General features: G+C 35.5%; 15 protein-coding genes. 14 read left to right on the top strand and 1 reads right to left on the bottom strand.

Annotated elements, in window-relative coordinates:
• Both ABD814_RS02805 and ABD814_RS02810 read left to right on the top strand, forming a co-directional pair.
• Positions 1-1,545, top strand: a complete 1,545-nt coding sequence (locus ABD814_RS02805) for a RecQ family ATP-dependent DNA helicase (RefSeq protein ID WP_344910121.1) — start codon at positions 1-3, stop codon at positions 1,543-1,545.
• Positions 1,538-1,870, top strand: a complete 333-nt coding sequence (locus ABD814_RS02810) for a hypothetical protein (RefSeq protein WP_344910123.1) — start codon at positions 1,538-1,540, stop codon at positions 1,868-1,870. The genes ABD814_RS02805 and ABD814_RS02810 overlap by 8 nt, the downstream gene beginning before the upstream one ends.
• Before the next feature lie 77 nt (positions 1,871-1,947).
• On the opposite strand, the gene ABD814_RS02815 is transcribed toward ABD814_RS02810, so the two are convergent.
• Complete coding sequence (locus tag ABD814_RS02815; protein ID WP_344910125.1) at positions 1,948-2,520, bottom strand: adaptor protein MecA; 573 nt, start codon at positions 2,518-2,520, stop codon at positions 1,948-1,950.
• 264 nt (positions 2,521-2,784) lie between these two features.
• Between ABD814_RS02815 and sleB the strand changes: the two genes are divergently transcribed.
• From sleB to ABD814_RS02875, 12 genes are all read left to right on the top strand, one after another.
• Positions 2,785-3,693, top strand: coding sequence for a spore cortex-lytic enzyme (gene sleB, locus ABD814_RS02820; RefSeq protein WP_425549047.1), 909 nt, complete (start codon positions 2,785-2,787; stop codon positions 3,691-3,693).
• Positions 3,694-3,711: 18 nt separating this feature from the next.
• Positions 3,712-5,046: a germination protein YpeB gene (gene ypeB / locus ABD814_RS02825; protein ID WP_344910129.1), complete on the top strand. Its 1,335-nt coding sequence runs from the start codon at positions 3,712-3,714 to the stop codon at positions 5,044-5,046.
• Between the two features lie 133 nt (positions 5,047-5,179).
• Positions 5,180-5,848, top strand: coding sequence for a flagellar brake protein (locus ABD814_RS02830; protein ID WP_344910131.1), 669 nt, complete (start codon positions 5,180-5,182; stop codon positions 5,846-5,848).
• Between the two features lie 32 nt (positions 5,849-5,880).
• On the top strand, positions 5,881-6,561 hold the full coding sequence (gene cmk, locus ABD814_RS02835) for a (d)CMP kinase (RefSeq protein WP_344910133.1): 681 nt from the start codon (positions 5,881-5,883) through the stop codon (positions 6,559-6,561).
• Positions 6,562-7,155, top strand: a complete 594-nt coding sequence (locus tag ABD814_RS02840) for a lysophospholipid acyltransferase family protein (RefSeq protein WP_344910135.1) — start codon at positions 6,562-6,564, stop codon at positions 7,153-7,155.
• An 83-nt stretch (positions 7,156-7,238) separates the two neighbouring features.
• Positions 7,239-8,375 (top strand): 30S ribosomal protein S1, encoded by a 1,137-nt coding sequence (rpsA, locus tag ABD814_RS02845; RefSeq protein WP_344910137.1) that lies wholly within the window; start codon positions 7,239-7,241, stop codon positions 8,373-8,375.
• A gap of 96 nt (positions 8,376-8,471) precedes the next feature.
• Complete coding sequence (locus ABD814_RS02850; protein WP_344910139.1) at positions 8,472-9,026, top strand: YphA family membrane protein; 555 nt, start codon at positions 8,472-8,474, stop codon at positions 9,024-9,026.
• A 107-nt stretch (positions 9,027-9,133) separates the two neighbouring features.
• Positions 9,134-10,444 carry a ribosome biogenesis GTPase Der gene (der, locus tag ABD814_RS02855; protein ID WP_344910141.1) on the top strand — a complete coding sequence of 437 codons (1,311 nt, stop codon included), beginning with the start codon at positions 9,134-9,136 and terminating at the stop codon, positions 10,442-10,444.
• A 12-nt stretch (positions 10,445-10,456) separates the two neighbouring features.
• On the top strand, positions 10,457-11,500 hold the full coding sequence (locus ABD814_RS02860; RefSeq protein WP_344910143.1) for an NAD(P)H-dependent glycerol-3-phosphate dehydrogenase: 1,044 nt from the start codon (positions 10,457-10,459) through the stop codon (positions 11,498-11,500).
• A 64-nt stretch (positions 11,501-11,564) separates the two neighbouring features.
• Positions 11,565-11,825, top strand: a complete 261-nt coding sequence (locus ABD814_RS02865) for a stage VI sporulation protein F (protein ID WP_344910145.1) — start codon at positions 11,565-11,567, stop codon at positions 11,823-11,825.
• Positions 11,826-12,168: 343 nt separating this feature from the next.
• Entirely contained in the window at positions 12,169-13,647 is a 1,479-nt protein-coding gene (gene spoIVA / locus ABD814_RS02870; RefSeq protein ID WP_344910146.1) for a stage IV sporulation protein A, read from the top strand.
• Positions 13,648-14,082: 435 nt separating this feature from the next.
• On the top strand, positions 14,083-14,355 hold the full coding sequence (locus ABD814_RS02875; RefSeq protein ID WP_344910148.1) for an HU family DNA-binding protein: 273 nt from the start codon (positions 14,083-14,085) through the stop codon (positions 14,353-14,355).
• The last annotated feature ends 116 nt before the right edge of the window (positions 14,356-14,471 follow it).

The raw sequence follows: 14,471 nt of genomic DNA on the forward strand, positions 1-14,471 counted from the left end.
ATGAATCAACTAGAAAAACAGCTTAATAAATATTTTGGATATCCAACATTTCGACCGGGTCAAAAAGAAATTATTGAAGATATCCTTAACGGCAAGCATGTTTTTGCAACGTTACCAACTGGATCTGGTAAATCAATCTGCTATCAGTTACCATCGATGATGATTGATGGTAAAGTGATTGTTGTTACGCCTTTATTATCTTTGATGGAAGATCAGGTTAAACAGTTGAAAAAGCGCGGCTTTAAGCAGGCTGTGGCGATTAATAGTTTTAATACAACTGTTGAACGGCAATCGATTCTGAATCAACTCGATGCTTACCAATTAATCTATTTGTCTCCAGAGATGCTCCAAAATAAATATGTGATCACAAAATTAAAGCGACTGACAATTTCACTATTTGTAATTGATGAAGCCCATTGTATTTCACAATGGGGGCATGAATTTCGTCCGGATTACTTAAAATTAAATCAAGCGATTGAACGTTTAGGTGAACCGACGATTTTAGCTTTAACTGCAACGGCAACACCTGATGTTCAAAAAGATATCATCAATCATTTTTCTAGAACCAAATTTACGAAGCATATTTATCCAATTGATCGTGATAATATTAGTCTAATCGTCGAGCAACTTAATCACCGTTCAGAAAAAGATGCTTATTTAATCAATTTATTTCAGAAATGGTCTGTTCCAACGATTATTTACTTTACAAGTAGAAAAGAAGCTGAACGTGTATCTACAATGTTAGGCGAAAAGTTTAGTCAGTTAAGTGTCAGCTACTATCATGGAGAATTGGAAACGAGTGAGCGCCTCTTAATTCAAGAGCAATTTATGGAAAATCAAATTGATATTATTTGTGCAACAAGTGCGTTTGGGATGGGGATCGATAAGCAGAACATTCGGCTTGTGATTCATTATCACATCCCGACTCAACTTGAGTCATTGATCCAAGAAATTGGTCGAGCAGGTCGAGATCAATTGTCAAGTGTGAGTATTAGTCTAATTGCACCAAATGATGACATCCTTCCACGCCGTTTGATTGAAACTGAATTACCGTCAACTGAGATGGTAGAAAGTTTGTTTGCCAGTTTACTACACATTCAACAAAGTGAAACGACTATTTCATTAAATCAAGCTTTCATTCATAATCATTGGCCAATTAATGAGGTTCAAAGACGTTTTATTCAAGATTACTTTGCAGAAAATGATCTAATGACTCAAGATGGACGAATTGAATTACACAAAATTATTCCACAAATAAAACATGATTTGATTAAAAGAGTTGAGCAACGAAGTCGTTATAAGCTCGGTAAATTAGATGAACTTTTTCAATGGTTAACAACTAAAGAATGTCGCCGACAAGCTTTATATCAATCATTTCAATCGACGGTTAGAGAAGCGAAGTATCATTGCTGTGATCAATGTGGATTTACACTTGAACAATGGTCACCTGAATACGGGAAAAGGGGGCGAGAATTAAAGTCATGGCAGGCACAGTTACAGTCAATTTTATTACCTTTTGAATCAGGAGGGACAGGTCATGAATGAAGCCAATAAAGATCAAGCTGAACTTTTAAGAGAACAAATGGAAGCGATCAATTCGCACCAACAAGATAACCAGCAAATTGAATCAATTATTGATGATCATTACGAAGAAATCGATATTTTAAATTTACCTCCAAGAAGGCAAGTTCATGATGATCAGAAAGCGAAGATCAAATGGAGAGTTAGTTTGGCTTTAATCCGCTTAATCGTGATCTTACTTTTTGTTGTCATGATTCTTACTTTAAGTTATAAATATTGGGGTGAGTCTTTCTTAGTGGATCAATTAGAGAGACATTTGATCAAACATGTATTTATCTTTAATCCGTGATTTAAATGATGGAAAAATAAACCGTATTGTAGACGTCTCGATCTTGTAGATCAAGGTCACGTCAACAATACGGTTTTTTATTTAAAATACTGCCGGATTTGAAGCAATGCATTGTTAGCCATAATCACTTTTCCATATTCACTGATTTGTTCTGGCGAAAGTAATGTGGCAGTTGCATATTCAGATAATACAGCGATTAAATCTTCTTTAATATGCTCTTCTTGAAGATGATCTGGTAAATGCAAATAGTAGGCATCTTGATAATGATAAATTGAGCCAGCATCAATATTTAAACGCTCAATTGCTTTTGCTAGTTGGATAATATCTTCAAACTCATCGAATTCATAAAGTAATGATTTTCGCTCAGATAATGTGACCTGCATCTCAAGATAATCCTCTTCAAAATCCTCATCTTCTTGAGTGACGATAATCAACATGCCTTGTGCTTGAATCATATAAATTTGAACAGTTAAAACACCTGATAATTCAATATCTAACTCATCGCTTGCTTCAAGCATCATATCATGAAACTCCATTTGCATTGACTGTAAATCCTCTAACATGAGATCTTCAGTTAAACCTCGTTCAACTAAATCATCGAAAGTTAAAAAGATTTTAAATTTATTTGATGAGATTCTTTCTAAACGCATGTCAATCACCTCCATTAATTGTTTAACATCAATCCAGCTAAAAATGACGTCTGCTTATCATTATATGACATCTCAATCTAAATTGAAACAAGAAAGCTTCAGCAATTAAAAATCAATAATTATATCGAGTAAATCAGCTGATTTTGTGTATAAAAAAATGACTTTAATCAAAGCTAATGTGTATCAAATGATTATCTCGTTACTATAGGAGGCGAAGAAATGAAAAAAACAATCGTTAATTCTTTATTAATATTAGTCGTTATCATGGGGATAAACTTGAACGTGAATCAAACAGTAGATGCATTTAGTGAACAAGTCATCCAACAAGGTGCAACTGGTGAAGATGTCGTTGAGCTCCAAGCAAGATTACAATATATCGGTTTTTATCATGGTCAAATTGACGGTGTATTTGGTTGGGGTACGTATTGGGCATTAAGAAACTTTCAAAATGAATTTGGTATGAAGGTTGACGGATATGCAGGTGATCAAGTAAAAAACATGTTGAAAGAGCGCACTCAGTATCATAAAGATTTTGTTAGAGAAAACATTGAAGCCGGTCGAAGCTTCACACATTATGGTGGTATGAACTTGGAAGATCAAGTAAATTATGATACACGAAAGGAACAAAAGCGACAAGATTCAACTACAAAAGAACCATCTCAACAAGAGGCAGACACTGAACAACAAAAACAAGACTCACAACAATCAGAACAGCAACAATCACCAGCAGAGCCAACAGACAATCAAACGCAAACGGAACAGAGTACAGTAGAAGAAACACCAATTGAACCCACATCAGTAAACGTACCAAATGGTTTTTCACAAAACGATATTCAATTGATGGCACAAGCTGTTTACGGTGAAGCAAGAGGTGAACCGTATGAAGGACAAGTTGCAGTTGCAGCTGTCATTTTAAATCGATTACAAAGCCCAATCTTTCCAGATACAGTCGCTGGTATTATTTATGAACCGTTAGCTTTCACAGCAGTTGCAGACGGTCAAATCTATTTAACTCCTGATGAAACATCGAGGCGCGCAGTTCTTGATGCAATTAATGGGTGGGATCCTACGGGTGAGGCGATTTATTATTTTAACCCGGATACAGCAACTAGTAGTTGGATCTGGTCTCGTCCACAAATTAAGCAAATTGGCAAACATATTTTTTGTGAATAGAAATCGGAGGAATAATTAATGAAAAGATGGATTAGTATCACAGTACTCTCAATTGCATTGATCGTCACAGGCTATTGGGGTTATCGGCAATTTACTGAAAAAGAACATTTGATTGTACAAGCTGAAAATAACTATCAACGTGCTTTTCATGATTTAACGTATCATGTCGACCTTCTCTATGACAAAATTGGGACGACACTTGCATTGAAAACGAAAGAGACATTATCACCGCAAATGTTAGATGTTTGGCAATTGACAGCACAAGCACAAAGTGATGTTAGTCAATTACCGTTAGGATTGTTACCATTTACGAAAACAGAAACATTTTTAGCTGATATTGGTGAATTTACTTATCATGTGGCGATACGTGATCTTGACAATGAACCTTTAAGTGAAGAAGAAACAGACCGGCTAACACAACTTTATCAATCTGCTGATGAGATCCGAAAAGAGCTTCGAACAGTTCAACATAAGGTTTTTTCAGATCAACTTAAATGGGTTGAGGTTGAGCTTGCTTTAGCTCGTAATGATCGAGAATCACCGAACCATATCATTGATGGGTTTACCGCGGTCGAAGACTATACATCGGGATTTGACCAAGCTCATTTTGATAATCTAGCTGCAGATTTCCCGTCACAGCAAGAACGGTTTCAATTTGTTGACGGTGATCCAATTAATGAAGAAGAAGTTGAAGAGCTAATTATCGAACAATTTGATTTAACTCCTGATATCGAGTTAGAGTTACAAAAAAGTGGTGAAGGTGCACAATTAAATACATTTAGTGGTTCATTTAGTCATGAAGATCAACATGGCTATATTGAAATAACTGAAACTGGTGGTCATGTTTTATCATATATGATTAACCGTGAGTTAGCTGATGCATCAATCAGTTTACATGATGCCGAACGAGAAGCAGAAAAATTACTGAAGGAACAAGGTTTTGAAGATATTAAACGATTGCGATCAAGTCAATATGATGAGACCGGATTGTTTCAGTTTGCCGTTACAAATGATGACGTTTGGGTTTATCCAGATCAAATTACGGTAAAAGTTGCTTTAGATAATGGAGATATCGTTGGATTTAATGCAACGGATTATTATCGAAATCATCATGAACGAGAATTAAAAGACCCTGAGTTAACCCTCGAAGAAGCGCAAGAATTTGTTAGTTCTTCTTTAAATATAGAGGATCAACATTTAGCGATTATTGAAGATCGGGCAGGCTCGGAAGTATTAACTTATGCGTTTTTTGGAACTTTAAATAATGATACGTATCAAATTTTTATCGATGCAAATACAGGAAATGAAGTGTTTGTTGAACTAAAGCATGATGTTGAATTAAAGTGGGATTAGAAAATTGTTAAAAAAGTATCCTTGAAATATTTGGGATACTTTTTTAATCTAACAAAAATCGAAACTAGTCCTTGCCTTAAAATCGTATTGTTGCAATAATATAAGTAGTTACAATTTAGGGGTGAGTTGACTTATGATTAAAATTGGAACAATACTAACGTTAGAAACAAGTGATGATGACGAAGAGATCAAGCGGTTTAGATGTCGCGTTGTTGAACAAAAGGGCTCTTCTTTATATATTGATTACCCGATCAATACTCAAACAGGCCGGACGGACTTTTTTCCAAAGGGCACTTTTTTATTTGCCTATTTTGTTGGAAGCGATCAATCAATCTATAAATTTTATACGGAAATTATTGATCGTAAAAGAGAAAAAGTTCCGATGTTAATGCTACGCTTTGATCAAAATAAACTGAAAAAAATTCAACGTCGAGAATACGTTCGTGTCGACGCGAGTCTAGATGTCTCAATTTCTGATCCGGAAGGTAAGCTTGAGACATTTACCACGGTGACGAAAGATATTAGTGGTGGTGGACTTGCAGTCGTACTTCCTGAAAATATTGAAATAAAGTCTGGTACGCCATTCGATCTAGTCATTGTTTTAAGAACGAAAGACAAAGATATTGATTACATCTTTACAAGAGCAGAATCGATTCGAATCTTTGAGTTAACTAAAGAAGCAAAACAGTTACTATCAATGAAGTTTGTTGATATTTATGAACAAGATCGACAACACATTATTCAATATTGCTTTGAAACTCAATTAAAAGAACGAAGACAAGCATTAGAAAATAAAAATTAACTATCGATGTTTTTAATGAAGGAGATTAAAAGATGAGTCAAAAAGGAATAGCAATCGCAATTGATGGACCTGCAGCAGCAGGAAAAAGTACCGTCGCAAAAAAAATAGCAACTAAATTAAACTATATATACATAGATACTGGTGCAATGTATCGGGCGCTAACTTTAAAAGCACTAAAATACAATGTCGAAACAGATAATGAATTACAGTTATTTCAGTTATTATTAAAAACAGATATTAAGTTAGAGCAAGCTGAGACGAATCAACGTGTTTTACTTGATAACGAAGACGTAAGTGAAGAAATCAGAAATGAAGCCGTTACTCAAAATGTATCGGAAGTTGCTAAACATCGCTTAATTCGTGAAGAAATGGTCGAGCGCCAAAGGAGTTTTGTCAATGAGACAAATATCGTCATGGATGGACGAGATATTGGTAGTCATGTGATTCCTGATGCTGATGTTAAAATTTTTATGATTGCTTCTGTTGAAGAACGGGCACTTAGACGCTATAAAGAGAATAAACAAAAAGGTTTTCCAGCAGACTTAACACAACTAAAACAAGAGATCGCAGACAGAGATCGTTTCGATATGGAAAGAGAGGTTTCTCCGTTAGTTAAAGCTGATGATGCAATCGAATTAGATACGACTTCATTAAGCATCGATCAAGTTGTCGAAGCAATCTTGCAAATTATTGAGCAAAAAGGAGTGAAATAAATGTCATTTTACCGATTCGCTAGAAACCTTGTTTGGTATTTACTAAAGCCATTTTATCGAATGGAAGTTTTCGGAGCGGAGAATATCCCTAAAGATGGACCTGTTATTATTTGTTCGAATCATATTTCAAATATTGATCCACCAGTTGTCGGTGGTGCTGCAACTAGAGATGTTCATTTTTTAGCAAAAGAAGAATTATTTAAAGGCAAATTTTTTAGGTTTTTTTTCACAAAATTAAATGCTGTCCCGATCAAACGGGGAATGAAAGATCGCCAAGCATTAAGACAAGTACTAACATTATTAAAAGAAGGCAAAGTGATTGGTCTGTTTCCAGAGGGAACGAGAAGTAAAACAGGCAAATTAGGTGAAGGTTTATCGGGAATTGGCTTTTTTGCCCTTCGATCTGATGCAATTGTTGTTCCATGTGTTATAATTGGACCATATAAGGTCGGTCGTAAATTAAAAATTGTTTTTGGTCAATCGGTTGATATGACTTCATTACGTGAAGTCAAGGCTTCAGCAAAAGAAGCAACCGAAAAAATAATGGCTGAAATCGGCAATTTGCAAGAAAAACATACTCAAATATTAGATTAACACTTGACAAAATCGTTCAAATATTAGAACTTAGGAAAAGATAGTTATCTATTAGCGTGGTAAATTGAAGGAGGCAGTTTCTAATGGATGAAATGAATAAGGAAGTAGCTGAATTAAAAGAATTTTATGTGGGGCAAGAGGTAACAGGAAAAGTTGTGAAGGTTGAAGATGACCAGGTTTTAGTTGATATTGGCTGGAAAACTGATGGCATTGTACCACTCAATGAGTTATCGAGTCAGCGAATTGAGCAAGCAAGTGATGTTGTTAATCTTGATGATGAATTCACTTTAAAAATCAAAAAAATCTCAGACGATGAGGTCATCTTATCTAAAAAAGTCGTTGATATTGAAAAAACATGGTCAGACTTAGCGGAAAAATTAGAGTCTGGTGAAGTATTTGATGCGACTGTTAAAGAAATTGTTAAAGGTGGATTAGTTGTTGATGTTGGTTTGCGTGGATTTGTTCCAGCTTCACTAGTCGAAGTTCATTTTGTTGATGATTTTTCTAGTTATTTAGATACTGAATTATCATTAAAGGTTGTTGAACTTGATCGATCAAAAAATCGTGTGATCTTATCACATCGAGCGGTAGTTGAAGAAAAGAATGAACAGCAAAAAGAAGCACGCTTATCAAGTTTAGCTGAAGGCCAAGTTGTTGAAGGAAAAGTAGCTCGAATTACAGACTTTGGTGCATTTATTGATTTAGGTGGTATTGATGGACTTGTCCATATTTCTGAATTAGCTCATGAGCACGTTGAACATGCAAGTGATCTGCTTAAAGAAGGTGAGACAATCAAAGTCAAGGTTCTTTCAGTTGATCAAGAAACAGAAAGAATTTCATTATCAGTTAAGGCAACGTTACCTGGACCATGGGAAAACATTGAAGATAAAATCAAACCTGGTGATGTTGTTAAGGGAACAGTTAAACGTCTAGTTAGCTTTGGGGCATTTGTAGAATTGTTGCCAAGAGTCGAGGGGCTTGTTCACATTTCGCAAATTTCTACAGAACACATTGGCACTCCACAAGAAGTGTTAGAAGTTGAACAAGAAATTGAAGCTAAAGTTTTAGAAGTAAATGAGCAGGAAAAAAGGATTTCATTGAGCATGAGAGAGTTAGAAGTTGAAAAGAATCAACAAGAATTAAAATCTTATGAAAAAGATGAAGATCAAGGATTTTCAATTAGTGATGTGATTGGAGACCAATTAGATCAATTCAAATAATCATTAATTAAGCATGTAGTGGATATTTCACTACATGCTTTTTGTTTAATATTTTTAGAAGGTTGCCATACTGAACTAGTAGATGGAGGGATCAGTATGGTTTTTTATTGGTTAAGTTGGTTGGCAATCGTGTATTTTTCATTAGTTGATTTAAAAATGAATCGAACGAAACGTTTGTTACTTTGGCTTGTTTTAGTTAATATTATTTTTATTAATCAACAACTTGAACTTGGTAGTTATACAGTAACGATACCCTATTTGTATTGCTTGGTTATTTTTTGGGCATTAATTTTGCTTAAAACAATGACTTACTTTAATTATTACTTTCTACTTTGTTTAATTTTGAGTTATAACGGTTTAAAGTATATTTTAATTATCAATCCAATTTGGTTGTTAGTTGATCAGTTTTTGATTATAGCTATACTGTTTGCTACAACCTTAGTGATCTTTATTAGAAATACGCAAGAACGTATTTATTTATTAATGGTCGCCTGTTTAACAGGTGAATGGTTGTACGCTTATAACATGAAAGTATTAAACTGGAGCATCGTATTGGGGGAGTCCGAGTTGTTTACTTCACTCTATATTGCTATTTTTATTTTGTACTTAGTCCAAGCGATTTCTAACAAGTCAACTTCGATTCACATTTAAAATATTGTTTAAAAGAGTAAATTTTGCTAAACTATATTAGTTAGGAACAATTTTATCCTCTATGAGTAAAAATTAAGTTAGTAAATGAGAGAAAGGATGATCCTTTCATGAGAAAAGCTGTCGTAGCAATAGTTGGACGACCAAATGTTGGGAAGTCAACTATATTTAATCGACTAGTCGGTGAAAGAATTTCAATTGTAAATGATACTCCAGGTGTAACGAGAGATCGTGTCTATTCAAAAGTTGAATGGTTAACGACTGAATTTAATTTAATTGACACAGGAGGGATCGAGTTAGGAAACGAACCACTTCTCGTTCAAATGAGAGAGCAAGCTGATATCGCAATTAATGAAGCGGATGTCATTATTTTCATTGTCAACGGTAGAGATGGGATAACTGCTGCTGATGAAGAAGTAACTAAAATTCTTTATCGGTCAAATAAACCTGTCGTTTTAGCTGTCAATAAGATTGATAACCCAGAAATGCGAGAAGATATTTATGAATTTTATAGTTTAGGTTTTGGCGAACCTTATCCGATTTCAGGAGCGCATGGTCTAGGCCTAGGTGATTTACTAGATCGTGTGGTTGAACTATTTCCAGCTCACGATGGTAAACTTGAAAATGAAGATGCGTTACATTTTAGTGTTATCGGTCGACCGAATGTTGGAAAGTCATCGCTCGTCAACGCTATTTTACAACAAAGTCGAGTAATTGTTAGTGATATTGCTGGTACAACTAGAGACGCTATTGATTCTCCATTTGTATTCGATGGTGAAGATTATGTCATTATCGATACGGCAGGAATGAGAAAACGCGGTAAGATTTATGAGTCAACAGAAAAGTATAGTATTTTGCGTGCACTGAAAGCAATTGATCGGTCAGATGTTGTTCTGATCGTTATTGACGCTTCAACCGGAATTATTGAACAAGATAAGCGAATTGTCGGGCATGCTCACGATGCTGGAAAAGCGATCGTGATCGTCGTAAATAAGTGGGATACAATTGAATCAGATCAAGAAGCAATGAGAAAGTTTGAGGCGGAGATTCGAGCTCATTTCTTATTTTTAGACTATGCACAGATTGTCTTCTTATCTGCCCTAACAAAGAAAAGAATTCACACATTAATGCCGCAAGTTCGTCTAGCTAGCGAAAACTATAGTAAACGAGTTGAAACAAGTGTTTTAAACGATGTGATTATGGATGCGATTGCAGTCAATCCTACACCAACTGTTCGTGGTAAGCGATTGAAAGTATTATACGCGACTCAAGTTGCCGTTAAACCGCCTACCTTTGCGGTATTTGTCAATGATCCTGATTTGATGCACTTTTCATATCGTCGTTTTTTAGAAAACAAAATTAGAGAGGCTTTTGGTTTTGAAGGCACTCCGATAAAAATTCTCGCTAGAAAGCGTGGTTAAGGAGCTGATTAAATGGAAAAAATAGCTGTACTAGGTGCTGGAAGCTGGGGAACGGCTTTAGCTATGGTGTTAAATAGTAATGGTCATGACGTTAGATTGTGGACACATATTGAAAAACATGCAAATGAAATTAATCAGACACGTCGTAATGAAGTCTATTTAAAAGATGTTGTCATTCCTGATCAAATTAAAGCCTATTTTGACTTGAAAGAGGCGATTGACGACGTTTCAACTATTTTATTGGTTTTACCTACTGAGGCGATTCGGATGGTTTGTCAACAGCTTAAAGCAGTGTTAACCGATAAAGTGAGTATCATCCATGGAACAAAGGGGATTGAACCAGAAACATTTAAACGTGTATCTGAAATGATTGAAGAAGAATTGCCTAGAGAGCTTTATGATGAGATAGTTGTCCTGTCAGGTCCGAGCCATGCAGAGGAAGTCAGTCTAGGGCATCCAACAACAGTAACAACGACATCGAAATCTGAACAAGCTGCGCTACATGCACAGGGTTTGTTTATGAATGATCGGTTTAGAGTTTATACAAGCACTGATTTAATTGGTGTTGAATTAGGTGGAGCATTAAAGAATATCATTGCTTTAGGTGCTGGAATTTCTGATGGTCTTGGTTTTGGTGACAATGCTAAAGCAGCTCTTGTCACAAGGGGATTAGCTGAAATGGCTCGATTAGGTACAGCTATGGGAGCTGATCCATTGACTTTTATTGGTTTGACTGGGATCGGCGATTTAATCGTAACCTCGACTAGTCGCCACAGTAGAAACTGGAATGCAGGTAATTTGTTAGCTCAAGGTTTTTCATTAGATGAAGTATTAGCTAAAATGAACATGGTTGTTGAAGGGGTAAGAACAGCAAAAGCAGCTTATCAATTGGGGAAAGCAAAAGGTATCGTCATGCCGATCACTTTCGGTATTTATAAAATATTATTCGAAGATGCTGACCCTCGAGAAATTGTTGAACAATTAATGACGCGTTCGAAACGAAATGAAGTTGATGAAGTTCATACGTTATTGAAACAATATTATCGCCAAGATTAATGATGAACATCACCAACTCTCCTTGCATATAGTATCGTAAAATGTTAAGCAAGGAGGAAGTTAGGTGAGTGACAAACAGTCGAATATTTTTAGCCAAATTAAAAATAAAACGAATATAAACCCCAATGACATTTTTAAAGTTGCCAATTCAGTTCAAAATGCTGATTTTTCTGATGAAGCAACAGTTAGAGATCTTGTTAATAAGTTGAGTCAAATGGCGAACAAGCCAATTTCAAAAGAGAAAGAAGATAAACTTGTTCAAGCAATTACTCAAAATAAAATTCCTAAAGATATGAATACACTAGGGCAATCATTTAAAAAGTAGTTAAAGTTGGGTGTTTGTTTATACATCAATTACGCCACCGCATAAACTATTATGCACAAGTACTCACTTTAAGGTTGCTTTTGGGTATTAATCTGAGTCAAGCCGAGTTAGAAAGCCCCTCTAACTCGGCTCTATTTGTATGTCTATATTAAAGTTGTTTTTGAATAGTGAATTAAATACATTAAACCCAATCTGGTGCATATATATTGAACAATTAAGTAAATCTAATTTTCATAGAAAGAATCGTCAATCATCTGTCATATTCTATTGGGACAACATCATAGAATCATAGTGTCAGAAGAAGCGCACGTTGCTGTGTCGAAGGAGATCGGGAGGGGATTTTGTGGAAAATGTAGATTTAATTAAAGATATTTCAAAACGCACGAATGGTGATATCTACCTTGGTGTAGTTGGTGCAGTTCGAACGGGTAAATCAACCTTCATAAAGAAATTCATGGAGAATGTTGTCATTCCTAACATGGAGGATGAACAAGAGCGTGTTCGAACTCAAGACGAGCTACCCCAAAGTTCAGCAGGTCGGACAATAATGACAACTGAACCAAAATTTGTTCCAAATCAAGCGGTACAATTAGAAGTTGATGAAGGACTGTTTGTCAATGTCAGATTAGTTGATTGTGTTGGTTACACAATAGAAAGTGCACAAGGATTTGAGGATGAAAATGGTCCGAGAATGATCCATACACCATGGTATGAAGAGCCAATTCCTTTTAATGAAGCTGCCGAGATTGGTACTCGAAAAGTCATTCAAGAGCACTCAACAATAGGTGTTGTCGTAACTAGCGACGGTACAATTGGAGATATTCCACGTGCAGATTATCTTGATGCAGAAGCTCGAATTGTTGATGAGTTAAAAGAAGTTGGTAAACCTTTTATTATGATTTTAAATTCAACAAAGCCTTACCACCAAGAAACTGAACTTTTGCGTCAAGAATTAAATGAAGCATATGACATTCCAGTACTAGCAATGAGTGCAGAAAATATGAATGAAGAAGATGCATATAATGCACTTAGAGAAGCGCTATACGAGTTCCCTGTACTTGAGGTCAATGTTAATTTACCAAGTTGGGTGATGGTATTAGCGGAAGATCATTGGCTGAAAGTCAGCTATCAAGAAGCAATTCAGGAAACAGTCAAAGACATTAGGCGTTTACGAGATGTCGATCGAATTATCGGCCATTTTAGCGCATATGAATTTATTGAAACAGCAAAAATTCATGGTGTTGATATGGGTGAGGGAATGGCAGAAATTGATTTAGATGCACCGAATCATTTATATGATCAAGTATTAAAAGAAATAGTTGGTGAAGAAATAACAGGTAAAGATCATTTATTACGGTTAATGCAAGACTTTTCTAAAGCCAAAAGAGAATACGATCAAATATCAGATGCACTTGCAATGGTGAAACAAACAGGTTATGGCGTAGCGTCACCGTCAGTCAATGATATGAAGTTAGAAGAGCCAGAGATCATTCGCCATGGTTCACGCTATGGCGTTCGTTTAAAAGCAATCGCTCCATCGATTCATATGATAAAGGTCGAAGTTGAATCAGAGTTCTCACCGATTATTGGTACTGAAAAACAAAGTGAAGAGTTAGTTCGCTACTTAATGCAAGACTTTGAAGATGATCCATTATCAATTTGGCAGTCTGATATTTTTGGTCGTTCGCTAAGCTCAATCGTTCGCGAAGGCATTCAAGGAAAATTAACATTAATGCCAGAGAATGTCCGCCATAAATTAAAAGATACGTTAGAAAAAATAATTAATGAAGGTTCTGGCGGCATGATCGCCATTATCCTATAACGACTTGATCCTCAAGTCGTTTTATTTTTTGCTTAATCCGATCTAGTTAGATAGGGATAAGTGACTATTTTTACTGATAAATTGTCGAATAATGAGTATCTTTAGCAAAAGGTGCTTTGAAATGTTGTTTTTTTTATTCCAAATGTTGCTTTATTAAGATGGCTGTGTTAAGATTTAACTGGTTAAAGCTTGTCATAGCAACCTTCATAGTTCATCAATTCAAATTTTATTTGAATTTTTTATCACTAATTTCAACAAATATTATTTATCTTGTATTTTTTGTTGAAATTATGGGAAAAGTCGTATAATATAGGCTTTGTCATCAATTAATTTGGTGATCAGAAGTATAGAATTATAAGATTTGGTGAACAAATGGAATAAAACCGTTTAAATTCTTATGCTTCATGAATTTAAATTACGGAGGAGGTGAATATCATGAACAAGACAGATTTAGTTAATGCTGTAGCTGAAAAGAGTGAGCTTTCTAAAAAGGATGCTGCAAAAGCTGTTGATGCAGTTTTAGAATCTATCATGGATTCACTTAAAAACGGTGAAAAAGTACAACTAATTGGTTTTGGTAACTTCGAAGTACGTGATCGTGCTGCTCGTAAAGGCCGTAACCCACAAACTGGTGCTGAGATTCAAATCCCAGCAAGTAAAGTACCTGCTTTCAAACCAGGTAAAGCCCTTAAAGATATCGTAAAATAATATTTACATAGGGCAAAAGAGGGTGCATACTATGCACCCTCTTTTAGTTGTGTGCCCAGCATGGGTGCAGACTCTAGGGTGAAAGTCCCGAACAGTGAAGGCAGTAGTAGCTGTAG

Source organism: Amphibacillus indicireducens, assembly GCF_039539605.1.
GTDB lineage: Bacteria > Bacillota > Bacilli > Bacillales > Amphibacillaceae > Amphibacillus > Amphibacillus indicireducens.

What these genes read in the sequence shown, in the direction of transcription:
- ABD814_RS02805 (WP_344910121.1), top strand. Translation starts at nt 1, where the DNA reads ATGAATCAACTAGAAAAACAGCTTAATAAATATTTTGGATATCCAACA.
- ABD814_RS02810 (WP_344910123.1), top strand. Translation starts at nt 1,538, where the DNA reads ATGAATGAAGCCAATAAAGATCAAGCTGAACTTTTAAGAGAACAAATG.
- ABD814_RS02815 (WP_344910125.1), bottom strand. Translation starts at nt 2,520, where the DNA reads ATGCGTTTAGAAAGAATCTCATCAAATAAATTTAAAATCTTTTTAACT.
- sleB (WP_425549047.1), top strand. Translation starts at nt 2,785, where the DNA reads ATGGGGATAAACTTGAACGTGAATCAAACAGTAGATGCATTTAGTGAA.
- ypeB (WP_344910129.1), top strand. Translation starts at nt 3,712, where the DNA reads ATGAAAAGATGGATTAGTATCACAGTACTCTCAATTGCATTGATCGTC.
- ABD814_RS02830 (WP_344910131.1), top strand. Translation starts at nt 5,180, where the DNA reads ATGATTAAAATTGGAACAATACTAACGTTAGAAACAAGTGATGATGAC.
- cmk (WP_344910133.1), top strand. Translation starts at nt 5,881, where the DNA reads ATGAGTCAAAAAGGAATAGCAATCGCAATTGATGGACCTGCAGCAGCA.
- ABD814_RS02840 (WP_344910135.1), top strand. Translation starts at nt 6,562, where the DNA reads ATGTCATTTTACCGATTCGCTAGAAACCTTGTTTGGTATTTACTAAAG.
- rpsA (WP_344910137.1), top strand. Translation starts at nt 7,239, where the DNA reads ATGGATGAAATGAATAAGGAAGTAGCTGAATTAAAAGAATTTTATGTG.
- ABD814_RS02850 (WP_344910139.1), top strand. Translation starts at nt 8,472, where the DNA reads ATGGTTTTTTATTGGTTAAGTTGGTTGGCAATCGTGTATTTTTCATTA.
- der (WP_344910141.1), top strand. Translation starts at nt 9,134, where the DNA reads ATGAGAAAAGCTGTCGTAGCAATAGTTGGACGACCAAATGTTGGGAAG.
- ABD814_RS02860 (WP_344910143.1), top strand. Translation starts at nt 10,457, where the DNA reads ATGGAAAAAATAGCTGTACTAGGTGCTGGAAGCTGGGGAACGGCTTTA.
- ABD814_RS02875 (WP_344910148.1), top strand. Translation starts at nt 14,083, where the DNA reads ATGAACAAGACAGATTTAGTTAATGCTGTAGCTGAAAAGAGTGAGCTT.